Source organism: Acidovorax sp. GW821-FHT09B03, from assembly GCF_059418305.1.
On the sequence record NZ_JBWKPP010000018.1, the window covers coordinates 145,655 to 162,025 of the forward strand.

A 16,371-nucleotide genomic window follows, 5' to 3' on the forward strand; every position below is an offset into this window, starting at 1 on the left:
CAGCGTTCTTCCCGTTCAATGGCAGCCGCAGCGCGGGCTGGCGCAGTCCGACGCGCCCGCGTCCAGGCCATGGGTGGCACCTGCAGGGGCCTCGAACGGCGGGAACAGCACGTTGTTTTCCAGGTGGATGTGGCTGATCAGGTCGTCGCAGAACTGCGCGATGCCCGCATAGAGCGCGCGCCAGGTGGTGCAGGCATCCTCTGGCGGGGCGGTGTCGTGGGTCAGCGCGTTCAGCCGCTCCAGGGCCGCGCCATGGTCGGCGTGCTCGGCGCGCATCACGCCGATGGGCATGCCCACGAAGGGGTTGCCGCCCTGGCGCAGCATGGGGAACAGCACGGCCTCCTCCTTGCCCATGTGGTCCAGCAGCTCTGCATGCGTTTCCTCCAGTGCATCGGCCAGGCCCGTGGGCACGGCCGGGTGGCTGCGGTGCACGGCCTCCACGCGCCGCGCCATGCGCACCAGCTCGGGCAATTGCGCGCGGTGCACCTCGTGGTAGCGCGAGACGATCAGGTCGATGAGCGCGCTTGCGCTGGCACCCACCTGGGGCAGGGCATCGCCGCGCTGCAACTGCGCCAGCTCGGCGACCACGGCCCCGGCATCCAGCCCCTTGTCGGCCGCGGCCTGGGCCAGGCTTACCTGGCCGCCGCAGCAGAAGTCGAGCTTGAGCCGCCGGAAGACCGCCGTGGCACCGGGCAGCTGCACCGCGATCTGCCCGATCTGCTGCTGCGCATGCAGGGCAAAGGGCGCGCCTGGGTGGATCGAGGCAGGAGAGGCGAGGTCACGGGCGTTCATGGCAGTCCTTTAAAGATGCATTTGATATGTTTATTTTAATGGGTATTTCAAATGCATCTTTATTTTGACCCTGGCGCCGGTGGTCTCTTTGACCTGGAACAAGCGAACACCGGGCCACCAGGTCCGGTGCTCGCCAGGGTCTACTGGTGAGCTGGGGGCTCAGTCGGCAGGGGCCAGCCGCCGCAGGGCGCGGGCGGCCATGCCCGCCATGCACAGGCCCCAGGCCAGGCATGCCAGCAAGGGCAGCACCGGCCACGGTGCTCCGGGCGCCGGTGCGTAGAAGCGGGGCCTCTTGGCAAAGTCCTCGGGCCCGAAGGGGCGCTCGTTGAAGACATAGGGGTAGTAGAACTCGCGCACCTCCCGGTGGAAGGCCTCGATGCGCTCCTGGTAGCGCAACTGGGCCGGCAGGTCGGTCTGCGCCAGCGCATGCAGGGTGGTCTGGACGGCCACGCCCGGCAGCAGCCAGCCCAGGCGCCCGGTCCAGTCCTGGCGGCGCGCCAGGCCAGCGCGGTAGGCGTCGACGGCGGGGGCCACGCTCTCGTCGCCCAGCTGCTGGAAGGCGTAGTACCACTTCCAGTGGAACCGTTCGGGCAGGGGCGCCGTGTGCTTCCACTCGGGGTGGGTCTCGAAGAACCTCTGCAGGGTGGCATCGCGCGGCTGGTCCCAGGCGCCGTGCACGTTCTGGCGCTGTGCCAGCATGAGGTCCACGCCCTGGTCCACAGGGATGGCGCGCGCGATCGCCATCTGCGCCAGGGCGGGCAGCACCAGGGTGAGCACGACCCAGCAGCCCATCAGGGCCGTGGCATGGGCGGTGGAACCCCAGGGCCGGGTGGCCACCAGCACGCATACCGCGCACCAGAAGGCGGCGTAGGCGACGACCGCGGCCAGCGCCCCGGCGAGCACCGGCACACCGATGGGCAGCACGGCGGCGGCCAGCAGCAGCGGCAGGGACATGCTGGCGATGGCCAGCGCCGTGCGCAGGCCGGCGCGGCGCAGCCACAGCCGCGTGCCCGCGCCCGGCATGGCCAGCAGCATGCGCAGCCGGCCCGCCTGGCGCTCGCCTGACACCAGGTCGTGCAGCAGGGCGATGATGAACAGCGGCGCCAGGTAGACCAGCACGAAGGCGAAGTCGAAGCGTCCGGCCAGGGCCAGTTCGGGGTTGAAGGTCTCGCCCTCGTAGAGCTGGGCCTGCAGCCCCAGGGCGCGCACGCGCAGCACATAGGGTGCCACGTCGCGCAGGCCCAGGGCCAGGAAGGCGGCGTCCGAAGGGGGGTCCTGCGTGTCGTAGAAGGTGTAGTAGGCCGCATAGCCGGCGTCGCCACCCCGGGCGAAGCGCCTGGCAACGGCCTGCACGTCCTGCTCGTGCACGGGCGCCAGCCGCGCGATATGGGCCTGCTGGCGGGCCACTTCTCGTGCACCCGACCACAGGGACACGGCGGACAGCAGGCACAGCAGGACAAGGGCCGACAGGCACAGGCGCGAGCGGCCCACCAGGCGCCATTCATGGGCAATCCAGCGCATCATCGCGTGCTCCTCCCGAGGTGCTGTGCGCCCCATGCCAGCAACGCCGACAGCGCGGCCAGCCAGGCCAGCAGCACGGCGGCGGCCGGCAGCACGGAGCGCAGCAGCGCCAAGGGCGTGGCGGGCTCGTACTGGAAGTGCGCCACATCGTGCCAGTGCGATCGGTCCACGCGGTTCTGCCGGGTGGGGTTGCGGTCGTCGGCATAGGCGATCTTCTCGGCCTGCAGGCGATTGAGCGACTGGATCAGCGTGTAGCGGTAGTGCTCCCCCTGCTCCAGAAAGCGGCGGTAGCTTGCCAGGTCGGTGCCGGCCAGGGCCATCGACAGGCGCCGCAGGGCCAGCAGCGGGCTGACCATGCCGATGCGGTCCATGAAACCGCTTTGCCGGCCCTGCTGGTCGAACGAGTCCGCGGCGTAGCGATTGAAGAGCTCGCTGGTCATGCGCTCGCCCTCGATGCCGAGCAAGCCCTTGTAGTTGACGGGCAGGTCCTCCACCCGGGAGACGCCGTACTGCGCCAGCACCTGCTTGCGGAAGTCCGCGAAGTACGGGTCGTCGGGGTTGTGGCTGTCGCCCAGGGCGGCCAGGTCGCGGGCCACGGCGATGTCGCTCTCCATGCGGGTGGGCAGCACATGGGCCAAGGTGGCGCCGTCGGCGGCCAGGCGCGGCACCAGGATGATGGCCATCGTCCATACCGCCAGCAGGCACAGCAGCGCATCGCGCCGCCGCTTGAAAAGGGCGGACAGCCCGACCACCAGAACAGCCCAGAGCAGCAGCCACAGCGCATAACCTGCCAGCATGGCAGCGGCCCGCACCGGTTGCGTGGCCGCGCCCATGAATGCCAGGGCCAGTGCCGCGGGCAGCAGCATCAGCAGGGCCGTGCCGGCCAGCGCCAGCACCTTGCCCCGCAGGACCTGGCCTGGCCGCACCCCTTGCGCCAGCAGCACCCGCAAGGTGCCCGATTCGCGCTCGCGCGACAGTGCCGCATGGCCCAGGAACACCAGCAGCAGCGGCGCCAGAACCTGCAGCACGAAGGCCGGGTGGAGCTGCCCGAAGCGCAGCAGCAGGGACGATTGCCGCACGTCCCCGAAATTGGCGCTGTTCTGCCGGTGCCCTTCCAGGAACAGGGTGTGCCCGGTATAGGCGTCGATCCCGGCATCGAAGGCCGACAGCGGGTTCAGCGGCCGGAACACGAAGTGCCCGTAGTGCACCATGCGGTGCGGGTGGCGATCGGGCTGGGCCTCGAACTCCTGGTTGGCCTGGGCCTGGTAACGCGTGCGCTGCGCATCGGCCGCGCGCCGCGACTCCCATGCGGTGGCCGATGCCACCAGGGTCAGCAGCAGGAGCAGGGCCAGGCCCAGCAGGGCGGTGCGGTCGCGCAGCAGCAGGCGCCATTCTTCGCGCGCAATCCGCCAGGCGGGGCGCGTCATGCCGCAGCCCCCTGGGCGGCGTAGCGCCGGTGCAGCGCGCGCACGTCGAAGCGTTCGCCACCGCCGCCGTCGCCGTTGCTGTCGGCGGCCACTTCCTCCACCAGCCGCCCGGCGTCGATGAAGCCGATGCGGTCCGCCACGTCCGCAGCACCCAGCAGGTCGTGCGTCACCATCAGGATCGCCACGCCTTGCGCACGCAGCAGCGCCAGCAGCCGGTTGAACTCGGCCGTGGCCTGCGGGTCCAGGCCCGAGGTGGGCTCGTCCAGCAGCAGGGCTGGCACCCTGCGCGCCAACGCCAGGGCAATGGCCACCTTCTGGCGCATGCCCTTGGAGAAGCCGCCCACGCGCCGGCCGTGGGCCGCCGGGTCCAGGCCTGCGGCCTGCAGCGCCTGGCCGATGGCCTGCGCATCCTCGGGCTGGCCTGCCAGGTCCAGCAGGTAGGCCAGGTTCTCGCGTGCGCTCAGGTGTTCATAAAGGGCCACGTTCTCGGGGATGTAGGCCAGTTGCCTGCGCGCGCCGTCCGGGTCGGCCACGGGGTCGATGCCCTGCACGCGCACGCTGCCGGCGGTGGGCGCGAGAAAGCCCAGGAACAGGCTCAGCGTGGTCGTCTTGCCGGCGCCGTTGGAGCCGAGCAGGGCGTAGATCTGCCCGCGGTGCACCTGCAGGTCGAGGTGTTGCACGATGGTGCGGGCGCCATAGCCCGCGGTGACGCCGCTGGCGTGCAGTACGGCAGCCGGTGTTGCCGGCGCCTGTGGAGGGGTGGGGTGGGGTTGCATGGCTGGCATGGTCAGAAGCGGGCCTGCAGGCCCACGGTGAGGGTGCGCGCCGTGCCGGGCGCCACCCAGACGCGGCTGTAGGAGCTGGTGTAGTAGGTCGTGTCGAACAGGTTGTCGACGTCCAGCGTCAGCCGCAGCGTGGGCGACAGGCGCCAGTACGCCACCAGCTTGGCCGTGGTGTAGGCCGGCAGGTCGAAGGCCGGCGTGGCGGCGTTGGCCTCGGCCTGGGTGCGCGCCTGGCCCAGGCGCTTGCCCACGTGGGTCACGCCGCCACCGATGCCGTAGCGCTGGCCGTTGCCCAGCATGTCCTCGTACACCGCCAGCACGCTGCCGTTGACCCTGGGCACATTGAGCAGACGACCGCCGACCTCCAGGGTGTTGTCCTTGGAGACTTCCACATCGTTGAGCACCATGCTCGCGTTCAGGCGCCAGTGGGTGGTGACCTGGCCCGCGAAGTCGAACTCGACCCCGCGGCTGCGGATCTCGCCAGCCGCTGCGGAGAAACCGCTGTTGCCCGGATCGGCCGTGAGCACGTTGCGCTTGCGGATGTCGAACAGGGCCGCCGTGGCTCCCATGCGCTGGTCCGCGCTCTCCCACTTGGTGCCCAGCTCCAGGGCACGGCCCGTCTCCGGCTTGAAGCTGTTGGTGGCGAAGTCGGTGCCGACGTTCGGGCGGAAGGAGCGGCCCGCATTGGCATACAGCGTCCACTGCGGCGATGGCAGCCAGCTCAGCCCCAGGCGCGGAGACGTGGAGGACGGATCCTGGCTGGCCGTGGTGCCCGCCCTGCGGTTCAGCAACGACTGGCGGTAGTTGTCCATGCGCAGGCCCGCGACCAGGCGCCAGTCGGGCGCGAGCTTGATCGCATCCTGCACGTAGAAGGCGGTGTTGCGCTGCTGCTCGCGCGTGTCGGTATTGGCCAGCGGCGTGGGCTGGGCCTGGCCGTAGACCGGGTTGTCGATGTGGATGGCATAGGGGGCGGCTGCCGTGGGGTTGGCGCGCAGCATCAACGAATCCATGCCGAAGCGAAAGCTCTCCACGCCCAGCAGCAGTTCGTGTTCCATGGCGCCTGCCCAGAGCTTGCCCTGCAGCTCGGCCTGCAGCGCCGTGTCGTCGGACGAGAAGTCCCGGTAGCGGCGCTGGCGCGTCAGGTTGCCATTGGCCTGCAGCGCCGTGGCTTCCGTGGAGAAGCCGGTGACCGAGGTTTCGCGGTACGACAGGCCCAGCCGGCTGCGCCAATCGCTGCTCCACTCGTGCGACAGGATGAACTGGTGCGTCTGGTTCTCCACCGTCACCTTGCCGTCGGCCGGCTCGCCCAGGAAGCGGCTGCGCGGGATGGCGCCCAGCTGGTTGTTGACCGCCACCACCCCGCGGTCCAGCGGCGTGGCGTGGCGCAGCACCTCGCCGGCATATTCGAGCACCGTGTCACGCCCGAGTTTCCAGGTGAAGGCGGGTGCGACCACTTCGCGCCGCGCCGTTACGTGGTCGCGAAAGCTGTCGCGGCCCTCCACCGCCACATTCAGGCGGTAGGCGATGTTGTCGCCGATGGGCCCCGTGCTGTCGAAGGCGCCGCGCTGGAGTCCATGGCTGCCCACATAGCCTTCCACCGAATGCGCAGGCTTCCACAGCGGGCGCTTGGAGACGATGTTGAGCGTGCCGCCGGGTTCGCTGCTGCCATACAGTGCGGCCGCCGTGCCCTTGAGGAACTCGATGCGTTCCACCCCCGCCAGGTCGCGCGGTGCGTTGAAGCCGCGGTTGGACGAGAAGCCGTTGAGCAGCGTGGCCATGCCGGTGTTCTCGTTGCCCGGCAGGCCGCGGATGGCGATGTTGTCCCACAGCCCGCCGAAATTGTTCTGGCGCGAGACACCGCCCACGTAGTCGAGCACCTCATCGAGCCTGGTGGCGCCCAGGTCGTCGATGGCCTGGCGCGTGACGATGCGCACGGACTGCGGCAGCTCGCGCAGCGGCAGCTCGGTCTTGGCGCCGGCGGCCTCTTCCGACTGGTAGGCGCCCGACTCGGTGCGGCCGACGACATCGATGGTGGACAGCTGGGGCTGGGCATCCTGGGCCATGGCGTGGCCGGTGCACAGCGCCGCGGCGGCCAGGGCCAGGGGAAGGCGCCGCCAGAAGTGCTCAGGCCTTGCCGGGGCGGGCGAAGGCAGGTGGTGGGATGGAAGGGGCATGGTGGTGAACAGGGATCGGCAGGCAATGCGGGACACGCACGCGCCAGCCAGCCGGGCAGCGCGCACAGGAATGGGCCGGTGCCAAGGCACCAGCGGCAACAACGGGGGTGGAGGGGAGCGGGGGGCTCAGGCGTGGCGCGGTGGATCGCGCGCGGCGAACGGCCAGCGGTCCGGCGCGGCGATGAAGCACGACCGTGGCCCGAGGGGCTGCGTGGCGGCCGGTTCAGCGCACAGTGGCACCGGCGGTGCGGCCGAGGCCAGCGCATGTGCCTGCTGTGCCTGGGCCAGGCACCAGGCGCATGCGCCGTGGCCCTGCTCCGCATGCTCGGGCGCAGGCGGCCCGGTGTCCGGCGCCTGCGCGGCGCTGGCTGCCACCTGCAGGTGCTTGCCCGCGGCAAGGTGCAGGGGAACGCCAATGGCCGTGTTGAAGAACACGGCCAGCAGCAGGAGGCGCAGGAGTAACGGGTGCATGGGAGACGACTGGGGTGCCATCATACAGATGAGAACGAATTCTCAATTGGAAAAACCTTGCGGCATCCGGCCGTGCCGGCGGGACGCCAGGTCTGCACCCGGGTGGGTGCCCTTTGCGCTGGCAGGGCTACGCGGGCGTTGCCAGCAGATGCTCGCCCACGGTGCGCAGCTGGCTGCCCTGCAGCACGCCCACTGTCAGCGAGCGCAGCTGGCCGGCGATATCGATACCGCCCTGGTTGAGCCGGTCGCAAAGGGCCTTGGCGGCCGCTATGTCCCGGGTCGACGCGACCGTGATGTGGGGCACGTAGGGAATTTCCAATCGCAGGTGTGGGGCCAGCACACCGGTGTAGAGCCGGTCGTGCAGCCGGGCAATGGCGCTGTGGCCTTCGTCGGGTACCAAGAATACATGCGCTATTCCATCTGGGCCGCTGGCGTGCAGCATTGCGTGGCGGCAATGGAAGCGGATGGCCGGCGTGTGCCGGGCAATGGCTGCCACATGGGCCAGGTAGTCCGCCTGGGGCACGGCCGTGCAGCCGAACACCAGCGTGAAGTGCGGCGCCACCACGTCCACCTGCGGATCATGCTGGCGCCGAAGGCCGTCGATGAATGCCTGGGCAGATGCGTCCACCTGGGGGCGGGCGATGGTGTAGAGCGGGTGCGGGGCGTGCATGCGGAGGGGGTGGCCGGTAGGAGGCACCATCCTACCGGCTTGGGTTGCCCGGGGAGACCCTGTAGATCCAGCCCCAGCACCGCGCTCCTGGCGCGCAACACGCACGGCGGAATGGTCTTCTGCGCTGCTGCATCGGTCAAGAGGCCACGGGGCTGCGGAACGACGCCGTTTGATCCATCAGCCATTCGGCCAGTGCACGGGCCGCTGGGTTGCGTGCGCTGCGCTGGGTCTGGATCAGGTGGTAGCCAGCAGCCAGCGGCGCGTGCCGGGGCCAGGCCTCCACCAGGCGCCCTTCACGCAGGTCGTGCTCGATCAGGCAGGCATGGCCGATCGCAATGCCCAGGCCGGCCTGCGCGGCCGTCAATGTGGTCTCGGTGTCCTGCAGTTTCATGTGGCGGGCGCTGGCCAGGCCCTCCCCGTGGCAGGCGGCCAGCCACTGGGGCCATTTGCTGCTGCGCAGGGAGTCGTGCAGCCACGCAAAGCGCTCCAGGTCCGAGATCTGCCGCAGCGGGGTACCACCCAGAAGGCTGGGCGATGCCACGGGAACCAGGCTGTCGTGCATCAGCAGCCGTGCGCCGGGCCAGGCGCCATCTCCGTAGTGGATTCCGAGGTCAAAGCGTTCCTTGCGGAAGTCGGCGTCCCAGATGGATGTGGCCAGCTCGATCTCGACGTCGATGCGGGCCAGGTGCAGCCGTGTCAATCGGGGCACCAGCCAGCGCGCCGCAAAGGAGGGCATGGCCAGTATCTTCACCGTGGGTGGCGCACCGGATGCCCTGGCCACCCGCATTGCCCCCTGCTCGAGCTCGTCGAGCGCACGGGTCGCGGTTTCCAGATAGAGTTCTCCCGCCTCCGTCAGCTGGATGTGGCGGTGGCCCCGCAGCACCAGGGTCTGCCGCAGGTGCTTCTCGAGTGAGGCGATATGCCGGCTGACGGCCGACTGGGCGCACCCCAGGTCATCGGCGGCAGCGGTGAAACTGCCGCAGCGCGCAACTGCGCGAAAAGCCTGCAAGGCGGCTATGGAAATATCACTCATGGACAAGGCCGCATGCGATGGACGGTGGACGCTGTGGAGGCGCCCCATGCTAGCCCAACGGGGCTCTGTGGTGTGCCTGTACGGGCGAATCCTCAGCGCTGTTCCAGGATCCATTGCGCGAGCGCCTTGGCCTCCTGGGCCTGGACCAGGGGCTGCGACGGCATGGGCACAGGGCCCCAGGATCCGCTGCTGCCCTGGGTGATCCTGGTGGCCAGGAGCTCTGCGGCACCGGGCTGGCCCTGGTGGCGGCCTGCTATCTCGCGAAACGACGGGCCGACGAGTTTCCTGTCGACGCTGTGGCAGACCATGCAGTTCTTGCTGTTGGCCAGCGCCTGGTTGGCAAGCGCGGGGCCGTGCGCGACCAGTAGTGCGAGACCTGCTGTGGCGAGAAGTCGGGTAATGGCGCGCCGGCCGGTGCCGGAGTAGGGTGCGGACATGGATTTCCGGGTTCTGTTGGGTTTCAAGCGGGGCTGACACGCACAGGCAGGCTGCGTGCCCGCTGCCCCGTCGCCGCAAAGACGGCGTTGGCCACGGCGGCCATCACCACGGAGGTGCCGGGTTCACCGATACCGCCGGGCGCTTCCCGGCTCGGCAGGATGTGCACTTCGACCTTCGGTGCTTCGGACAGTCGCAGCAGTCGGTAGTCGTGGAAATTGCTCTGCGCAACGCGGCCTGCCTCGACGGTGATCTCGCCCCACAGCGCGGCAGTGACGCCGAACTGGATGCCGCCGTCCACCTGCGCCTGCACCGTGTCCGGGTTGACAACCATGCCGCAGTCCACGGCGCACACCACCCGGTCCACGCGGACCTCGCCGGCGGCGTTCACCGTCACCTCTGCCACCTGGGCCAGGTGGCTGCCGAACGCAGACAGCACGGCGACACCGCGGCCCCTGCGGGAACCACCGGTGGCGGCCGGCTTGGGCGGCGATGTCCAGCCGGCCTTTTGTGCTGCCAGTTCCAGCACGGCCCGCGCACGCGAGCCCTGGGGCAGCAGGGCGAGCCGGTATTGCACAGGGTCCTGTTTCGCCAGGGCCGCCAGCTCATCGACGAAGCTCTCCACGACGAAACAGTTGTGCGTCGGGCCCACGCCGCGCCACCAGCCGGTGGTCAGTCCGGGCATCGGCTCGTGGCGCACGTAGTCGAGCCGTGCGGCAGGCCAGGCGTACGGGCCCAGGCCCGCCTCCACGGCATCGCTGTCCAGACCGTTGCGGACGGCGCCCGGTGCCACGCGGGCCAGGATGGACGAGCCGACCACCCGGTGCGTGATGGACGTGGGGTGGCCCTGGGCGTCCAGCGACGCGCTGAACCGGTCGGCATACATGGGGCGCAGGATGTCGTGCTGGATGTCTTCCTCCCGCGACCAGATGAACTGCACGGGTCCTTTGACGTTGCGGGCCAGGGCGACGGACTGCTCCACGTAGTCGGCCTCCAGCCGGCGGCCAAAGCCACCGCCGATCAGGTGGTTGTGGATGCGGATCTTTTCTGGCGGCAGGCCCGACCCGCGCGCTGCGGCATCCCGGGCCCGCGTCGGCGCCTGGGTGCCCACCCACACGTCGCAGCCGTCGGCCTTCAGGTGCACCGTGCAGTTGACGGGCTCCATGGCCGCGTGCGCCAGGAAGGGCGAGTGGTACACGGCCGAATGCTGCGCCATGGCGCCTTTGACGGCCGCCGCGATGTCGCCCTCTGACCGTGCCACCGCAGCGTCCTGCCGGCTAAAGCCCCGCTCCAGGTCCTTCTGGAGTTGCGCGGTCGTTACCGCGGCCCCGCCCGCCTCGTTCCATTCAATTTTCAGGGCTGCAAGCCCCTGTTTGGCGGCCCACGAGTGGTCGGCCACCACCGCCACGGCGTTGCCGATGCGCACCACCTGGCGCACACCGGGCAGGCCCAGCGCGGGCTGCTCGTCCACCTTGGCCAGCGTGCCCCCGAACACGGGGCATGCCGCCACCGCCGCAAAGCGCATGCCTGGCAGGCGCACGTCGATGCCGTACACCACCGAGCCGTTGACCTTGCCGGCCACGTCCAGCCGCGGTACCGGTTGGCCGATGAGCCGGAAGGACGCTGGCGGCTTGAGCACCACCTGCTGCGGCAGCGGCAGGCCCGCCGCGCGCTGCGTGAGCTGGCCATAGCGCAGCTGGCGGCCGGTGGCCGGGTGGCGCACGGTGCCGGCCTGTGCCGTGCATTCTGCCGCTGGCACCCCCCATTCCTGCGCGGCGGCGCTGACGAGCATCATGCGTGCCGTTGCGCCAGCGGTGCGCATGGGTTCCCAGGCGCCCATGATGGAGTTCGAGCCACCGGTGATCTGTGCGCCACCCGCCCGGGGGTTGCCGTAGCGCGCCGCGTCGGCCGGGGCATGGGCCAGCTCGACGCTGGCCAGCGGGACTTCCAGCTCTTCGGCGATGAGCATGGCCAGTGCGGTGTAGATGCCCTGGCCCATCTCGACACGGGCCATGGTCAGGGTGATGGTGTCATCGGTGCCGATGCGGATGAAGGCATTGGGCTCGAACGACGATGGCCCTGGTGCGGCATGCGCCAGCGGGCCCAGGCCCTCGCGCACGGCGACGCCGATCGCCAAGGCGCTGCCCGCTGCCAGGAACACCCGGCGCGATAGCTTGGGCGCGGGGGCATCGGTGTCTGCCTGGCCGTGGTCCACGGCAACGCCGTGCGATTGCCTGGTGGGAAACAGTGCGCTGATCATGCCTTGACCCCTGCCTTGGCGTCTGTACCCGCCGCGCGATGGATGGCCACGCGGATGCGCGAGTAGGTGCCGCAGCGGCAGATGTTGCCGGACATCGCTGCGTCGATCTCTTCGTCGTTGGGCTTTGGTGTCTGGTTCAGCAGTGCGCAGGCCGACATGATCTGCCCCGACTGGCAGTATCCGCACTGGACCACGGCCTCATCGAGCCACGCCTTCTGCACCTTGCGGCCCGTGGGCGTGTCGCCGATCGCCTCGATGGTGGTGACCCGCTTGCCCGCTGCTGCAGACACCGGCGTCTGGCAGGAGCGCACAGCCACGCCATCGAGGTGCACCGTGCAGGCGCCGCACAGCGCCAGGCCGCAACCAAACTTGGTGCCGGTGAGGCCCACCACGTCCCGCAGGGCCCACAGCAAGGGCATGTCCTGCGGCAGGTCCAGTTCCACGGGGCGGCCATTGAGTTCGAATGTCTGCATGGCTCACTCCACCGCGATGGCGTCGACTTCGATCAACCAGTCCGGGTGCACCAGGCCTACCTGAACCACCGACATCGCCACCTTGTGCACACCCAGGTACCTTTGGCGGATCTCGGCGCCCAGGAGCCAGTCGTCGTGGTTCGCCAGCCAGATGGTCAGCTTGGCCAGGTTCCTGCGACCCATGCCTGCCGCCGCCAGGGTGGCATCGATGTTGGCCCACACCCGGTTGGCCTGGGCTTCGAAGGTCTTGGCCAGGCTGCCGTCCGGCTCCAGGCCCATGGTGCCGCTGATGAACAGCAGGCGCTTGGCTGCGGTCGCCTCGATGGCCTGGGCATAGGGCCCGATGGGTGCGTAGATGTCCGGTGGTGTATGCGCTATCAACATGGCGTCATGGCTTTTCGCTGTGGGAATACGGCCTATTAGAGGAGGAAAAATCCCCGCCAGCGATGCCTGTTGCTTATCTCATGCCATCCACTTTTCGCATGGGTGGGTTGGTACGGGTCGGGTGGCTGCTATACCGCTCCAAACGCCTGCCGGTAGCGTGCCGGCGTCATGCCCACCTGGCGCGCGAACTCGCGCGTGAAGTGGGGCTGGTCGGCAAAGCCGCAGGCAAAACCGATCTCGGCGATGCCATGGGGCGTGTCCAGCAGCCACTGCGCGGCGGCCCGGGTGCGGGCCTCGGTGGCGATGCTGCGGCAGCTCAGGCCGTGCGCGGCCAGGTGGCGTTGCAGGGTGCGGCTGGCCTGGCCCTGCGACCGGGCCAGTGCGTGCACCGGGTGCTCGCCCGCCGGATCGTGCAGCACACGGCGCGCGATCTGGTGCGCCAGCGGCGGCCAGGGCAGGGCGTCGCACAGCGCGGCCTGCGGGTTCGCGCCTGCCGGGGTGGGTGGCACATGGCTCTCGGCGGCGGGTTGCCAGTGCAAGGTCCAGTGGCTGGCCTGGCCCCGGGCCATGGCGATGGCCAACAGGGCCGCCTGTTCGGGGCCGGCGGCCAGCGGCAGTGCGGGGCTGCCATCGCCCAGGCCCAGCTGGACGGCCAGGCCTGCGGTGCCCAATGCCTCGCAACTGCCCAGCAGCACACCCAGCACAGCCAGGCTCTCGGGCGGCAGCGGTGCACCCCCTTTGCCGGGGCGTGCATGGTGGTGCAGGCCGATGCGGCCCGGGTCCTGCGACAGAAGGCTCACCTGGTGGCTCGAATGCACGTAGCGCTCCAGCCGCTGCCAGCGGGCCAGCAGGCCGGGGATGTCGCCCGCGCCGAGCAGGGCCCGGTGCACGGGGTCGCCCTGCAGCCAGTGCACCTGGCGCGCCAGGTTCAGCAGCAGCGCCGGGCCGCCTTGCGCCAGCACGGCCTGCACCACGCTGCGCTTGCAGTCCAGCGGCACATGGCTGCCGGCCAGGGCGGCGGGCGCGGGCAGGCCGGCCGGCAGCGCCAGGCCCTGCGCGGCCATGGCGCGCACCAGCAGGCGGACCATGGCGGCGCTGGCGAAATCGTTGTGCTCGTCGTCCTGCATGCCGGGCATTGTGAAGGCCTCAGCCCTTCAACGCCTGCAAGACGTCGGTGCTGCGCACCGGAAAGCGCGTGAAGCGGTGGCCCGTGGCGTCGCGCAGCGCGTTGGCAATGGCGCCCGCGCCGGCCACCATGGCGGTCTCGCCCGCGCCGGTGGGCGGTGCGCCGCTCTCGACCAGGTGCACGTGCAGCGGCGGCACATCGCCCATGCGCGGCAGCGCATAGTCGGCAAAGGTGGCGGCGGCCACGCGCGATGCGGCCACGGGCAGCTCCTCGTGCAGCACCATGCCCAGGCACCAGACCAGGTTGCCCTCGGTCTGGGCGCGCACGCCGTCGGGCTGCAGCACCAGGCCGCAGTCGTGGGCGCACCAGATCGCCGTCACGCGCACCTGGCCGCTGGCGCGGTCCACCGCCACGTCGGCCACGGCGGCGGCATAGCTCACGCCCTTGTAGATACCGCCCGCGATACCGCGCCCGCGCAAGGTGGTGGCGTCGCTGGTGGGGCGGTTTTTCCAATGCGCCTCGCGCGCCACGCGCTCGAAGGCGGCGGCCAGGCGCTTGTCTGTGGTGTGGGCCAGGCGCCAGGCCAGCGGGTCGGCGCGGGCCTGGCGCGCGCATTCGTCCATGGCGCTTTCCACCACCAGGGTGTTGGGGCCCGCGCCCAGGCCGCGCCAGGGGCCGGTGTGCACCGGCAGGCGCTGGGCCGTGAACTCGGTGCGCTGCTGCGGCACGGCATAGGCCAGTTGCGAGCCGCGTGCCACGCCGCTGTCGCCCGCGAAGTCGGCCAGGGCCTGCATCCACGGCGGCATGGCCGCGGGGGTGAAGAGGATGTGGCTGCTGGCGAACGCATGCCACCAGTGCGTGACACGCCCCTGGCGCACGCGCGCCCGCACCCGGTGGCTCGATGGCGGGCGCTGGAAGCCCTGGGCAAACTCCTGTGCGCGGCTCCAGTGCACCTTGACCGGCGCACCCACGGCCTGGGCGAGCACGGCCGCCTCGAGCTCCACCGTGCACAGCGTGCGCCCGCCAAAGCCGCCGCCCACGCGGCAGGCCTGCACCTCGATGCGCTCGGCATCGAGCGCCAGATGGCGCGCCAGCACGTCGCGCACATAGAACAGGTCCTGCGTGCCGGCCCAGACGCGCAGCACGGGTTCGTTCTTCTGTGCCTGGGGGCTCCAGGCCGCGGTGGCGCTGCGCGGCTCGATGGGCGCGTGCGCTGCCAGGGGGATGTCCATGCGCAGGTCGATGCTCCAGGCCTCGCCCTCGGGCATGGTGTCGCCGCGCGGCACATGGCGCAGGGCGCCGCGCGCCAGGTGCCGGTCGATGTCGATGCGTGTGGCAATGGCTTCTGCCTCGAAGCCACCGCCTTCATCGACCTGCCACTGCACGGCCAGCGCGGCCTCGATGCGGTCCAGCGCCGCCGGGCTGCGCGCCACGATGCCCACGCCCAGGCTGTTCATCTGCAGCAGCAGCGGGCTGCGCACCACGGCGATGCAGGCCGGGTCGGCGCGCGCTGCGGCCTCGTCCATCGCGCCGGGGCGTGCGTCCAGCTCGGCCGACACCGGCGCGCGCAGCACGCGGCCATAGAGCATGCCGGACAGGCGCGTGTCGCCTGCGAACAGCGGCTGGCCGGTGACGATGGCGTGCAGTTGCCCGGGCGCTGCCGGCTGCTCCATGGGCCGTGCCGCCAGCGCCTGGAAGCTGCGCAGCGCGCTGGCCGGCAGCGGCTGGGCTGGCAGGGTGCTGTTGCCTGCCGCAGTGGCAACGCCGCTGGCCAGTGCCTCGCGCAGGGTGGCGCAGGCCTGGGCCAGGGGCAGGGCAAAGTCCTGCACGCTGGCGCTGCCCACGGTGGCGCGCACGCGCGCGATGTCGCCGGTGCCGGGCAGGCGCAGTTGCACGGCCTGGGGCGCCACGCCCAGCTCGGCCGCGGCCAGGGCCTGCAGCGCGGTGCTGATCTGCTGGCCCATCTCGGTGCAGGGCATCCACAGGGTGTAGCGGCCATCGGCATCGTGGCGTATCCAGCCCTGGGCGTTTTCGGTGGTCGGGGTGGGGCGCTTGGGGATCACGGGCACCAGCGAGCAGCCGGCGCTGAAGACCACGGTGATGCTGGCCAGCCCCGCGCCGGCCAGCAGGTGGCGGCGCTTCATCATCATGCTGGCGCTCCCCCGCTTTGGTGGGCTGCCTGGTGGATGGCGGCCCGTATGCGCCGCTGTGTGCCGCAGCGGCACAGGTGGCCGGCCATGGCCGCGTCGATCTGCGCGTCATCGGGCCGGGGCGTGGCGCGCAGCAGCGCCACGGCACCCATGATCTGGCCGCTCTGGCAGTAGCCGCACTGGGGTACCTTGTGCGCCACCCAGGCCTGCTGCACGGGGTGCAGTTTGCCGTCCGCACTGGCCAGGCCTTCGATGGTGGTGATGGCGCGGCCCTGCAGGGCCTCTACCGTGAGCAGGCAGGCGCGTGCGGCCTCGCCATCCACGAGCACCGTGCAGGCGCCGCACAGGCCTACGCCACAGCCGAAGCGGGTGCCGACGAGGCCGGCGGTTTCGCGCAGGATCCAGAGGAGGGGTTCTTGTCCCCAGCCAGTGGGGACTGGGTGGGTTTGTCCGTTGATGGTGAGGTGCATGGCGTGTCTCGGGGCCTTTGCTGTGGGTGTGGGGGGAGTGTCTGGGGCGTGGGGGTGGGGTGTCTTGAAGAATTGCGCCAGTTGTTTGCTGGCTGGTTGTGGTGGTTTCGGTTGTTGTGTTGAGGCCGGGGGCCGGGATGTGCGCCCGGCGGCGCAGTAACTTTCTCTTGCGTCGCCAAGAGAAAGTCACCAAAGAGAAGGCG

General features: G+C 70.5%; 15 protein-coding genes. All 15 read right to left on the bottom strand.

Annotation, left to right across the window (positions count from 1 at the left end; translation table 11 throughout):
* Positions 1–15: 15 nt before the first annotated feature.
* The 15 genes from ytfE to AC07PA_RS26200 all read right to left on the bottom strand — a co-directional run bounded on the left by ytfE (position 16) and on the right by AC07PA_RS26200 (position 16,168).
* Positions 16–792 (bottom strand): iron-sulfur cluster repair protein YtfE, encoded by a 777-nt coding sequence (ytfE, locus tag AC07PA_RS26130; protein WP_494609980.1) that lies wholly within the window; start codon positions 790–792, stop codon positions 16–18.
* A gap of 159 nt (positions 793–951) precedes the next feature.
* Positions 952–2,316, bottom strand: coding sequence for a DUF3526 domain-containing protein (locus tag AC07PA_RS26135; RefSeq protein WP_494609981.1), 1,365 nt, complete (start codon positions 2,314–2,316; stop codon positions 952–954).
* Positions 2,313–3,740 (bottom strand): DUF3526 domain-containing protein, encoded by a 1,428-nt coding sequence (locus tag AC07PA_RS26140; RefSeq protein ID WP_494609982.1) that lies wholly within the window; start codon positions 3,738–3,740, stop codon positions 2,313–2,315. The genes AC07PA_RS26135 and AC07PA_RS26140 overlap by 4 nt, the downstream gene beginning before the upstream one ends.
* Positions 3,737–4,516, bottom strand: coding sequence for an ABC transporter ATP-binding protein (locus tag AC07PA_RS26145; protein ID WP_494609983.1), 780 nt, complete (start codon positions 4,514–4,516; stop codon positions 3,737–3,739). The genes AC07PA_RS26140 and AC07PA_RS26145 overlap by 4 nt, the downstream gene beginning before the upstream one ends.
* A gap of 11 nt (positions 4,517–4,527) precedes the next feature.
* Complete coding sequence (locus tag AC07PA_RS26150) at positions 4,528–6,696, bottom strand: TonB-dependent siderophore receptor (protein WP_494609984.1); 2,169 nt, start codon at positions 6,694–6,696, stop codon at positions 4,528–4,530.
* Positions 6,697–6,822: 126 nt separating this feature from the next.
* Positions 6,823–7,167: a hypothetical protein gene (locus AC07PA_RS26155; protein ID WP_494609985.1), complete on the bottom strand. Its 345-nt coding sequence runs from the start codon at positions 7,165–7,167 to the stop codon at positions 6,823–6,825.
* Between the two features lie 127 nt (positions 7,168–7,294).
* Positions 7,295–7,837, bottom strand: a complete 543-nt coding sequence (locus AC07PA_RS26160) for a 2'-5' RNA ligase family protein (protein WP_494609986.1) — start codon at positions 7,835–7,837, stop codon at positions 7,295–7,297.
* Between the two features lie 136 nt (positions 7,838–7,973).
* Complete coding sequence (locus AC07PA_RS26165; protein WP_494609987.1) at positions 7,974–8,870, bottom strand: LysR substrate-binding domain-containing protein; 897 nt, start codon at positions 8,868–8,870, stop codon at positions 7,974–7,976.
* Between the two features lie 92 nt (positions 8,871–8,962).
* Positions 8,963–9,307 (bottom strand): c-type cytochrome, encoded by a 345-nt coding sequence (locus AC07PA_RS26170; RefSeq protein ID WP_494609988.1) that lies wholly within the window; start codon positions 9,305–9,307, stop codon positions 8,963–8,965.
* A gap of 23 nt (positions 9,308–9,330) precedes the next feature.
* Complete coding sequence (locus tag AC07PA_RS26175; RefSeq protein WP_494609994.1) at positions 9,331–11,520, bottom strand: xanthine dehydrogenase family protein molybdopterin-binding subunit; 2,190 nt, start codon at positions 11,518–11,520, stop codon at positions 9,331–9,333.
* 41 nt (positions 11,521–11,561) lie between these two features.
* On the bottom strand, positions 11,562–12,038 hold the full coding sequence (locus AC07PA_RS26180) for a (2Fe-2S)-binding protein (protein WP_494609989.1): 477 nt from the start codon (positions 12,036–12,038) through the stop codon (positions 11,562–11,564).
* Positions 12,039–12,041: 3 nt separating this feature from the next.
* Entirely contained in the window at positions 12,042–12,422 is a 381-nt protein-coding gene (locus AC07PA_RS26185) for a RidA family protein (protein WP_494609990.1), read from the bottom strand.
* A gap of 128 nt (positions 12,423–12,550) precedes the next feature.
* The gene (locus AC07PA_RS26190) at positions 12,551–13,558 is read right to left on the bottom strand and encodes a helix-turn-helix transcriptional regulator (protein WP_494609991.1); all 1,008 of its coding nucleotides are present in this window, start codon (positions 13,556–13,558) and stop codon (positions 12,551–12,553) included.
* A gap of 10 nt (positions 13,559–13,568) precedes the next feature.
* Entirely contained in the window at positions 13,569–15,698 is a 2,130-nt protein-coding gene (locus AC07PA_RS26195) for a xanthine dehydrogenase family protein molybdopterin-binding subunit (protein WP_494609992.1), read from the bottom strand.
* Complete coding sequence (locus AC07PA_RS26200; RefSeq protein WP_494609993.1) at positions 15,695–16,168, bottom strand: (2Fe-2S)-binding protein; 474 nt, start codon at positions 16,166–16,168, stop codon at positions 15,695–15,697. Before AC07PA_RS26200 ends, AC07PA_RS26195 begins: the two co-directional genes overlap by 4 nt.
* Positions 16,169–16,371: the final 203 nt, after the last annotated feature.

Excerpts from the sequence above, each read along its gene's own strand:
- ytfE (WP_494609980.1), bottom strand. The coding sequence starts at position 792 with ATGAACGCCCGTGACCTCGCCTCTCCTGCCTCGATCCACCCAGGCGCG.
- AC07PA_RS26135 (WP_494609981.1), bottom strand. The coding sequence starts at position 2,316 with ATGATGCGCTGGATTGCCCATGAATGGCGCCTGGTGGGCCGCTCGCGC.
- AC07PA_RS26140 (WP_494609982.1), bottom strand. The coding sequence starts at position 3,740 with ATGACGCGCCCCGCCTGGCGGATTGCGCGCGAAGAATGGCGCCTGCTG.
- AC07PA_RS26145 (WP_494609983.1), bottom strand. The coding sequence starts at position 4,516 with ATGCAACCCCACCCCACCCCTCCACAGGCGCCGGCAACACCGGCTGCC.
- AC07PA_RS26150 (WP_494609984.1), bottom strand. The coding sequence starts at position 6,696 with ATGCCCCTTCCATCCCACCACCTGCCTTCGCCCGCCCCGGCAAGGCCT.
- AC07PA_RS26155 (WP_494609985.1), bottom strand. The coding sequence starts at position 7,167 with ATGCACCCGTTACTCCTGCGCCTCCTGCTGCTGGCCGTGTTCTTCAAC.
- AC07PA_RS26160 (WP_494609986.1), bottom strand. The coding sequence starts at position 7,837 with ATGCACGCCCCGCACCCGCTCTACACCATCGCCCGCCCCCAGGTGGAC.
- AC07PA_RS26165 (WP_494609987.1), bottom strand. The coding sequence starts at position 8,870 with ATGAGTGATATTTCCATAGCCGCCTTGCAGGCTTTTCGCGCAGTTGCG.
- AC07PA_RS26170 (WP_494609988.1), bottom strand. The coding sequence starts at position 9,307 with ATGTCCGCACCCTACTCCGGCACCGGCCGGCGCGCCATTACCCGACTT.
- AC07PA_RS26180 (WP_494609989.1), bottom strand. The coding sequence starts at position 12,038 with ATGCAGACATTCGAACTCAATGGCCGCCCCGTGGAACTGGACCTGCCG.
- AC07PA_RS26185 (WP_494609990.1), bottom strand. The coding sequence starts at position 12,422 with ATGTTGATAGCGCATACACCACCGGACATCTACGCACCCATCGGGCCC.
- AC07PA_RS26190 (WP_494609991.1), bottom strand. The coding sequence starts at position 13,558 with ATGCCCGGCATGCAGGACGACGAGCACAACGATTTCGCCAGCGCCGCC.
- AC07PA_RS26195 (WP_494609992.1), bottom strand. The coding sequence starts at position 15,698 with ATGATGATGAAGCGCCGCCACCTGCTGGCCGGCGCGGGGCTGGCCAGC.
- AC07PA_RS26200 (WP_494609993.1), bottom strand. The coding sequence starts at position 16,168 with ATGCACCTCACCATCAACGGACAAACCCACCCAGTCCCCACTGGCTGG.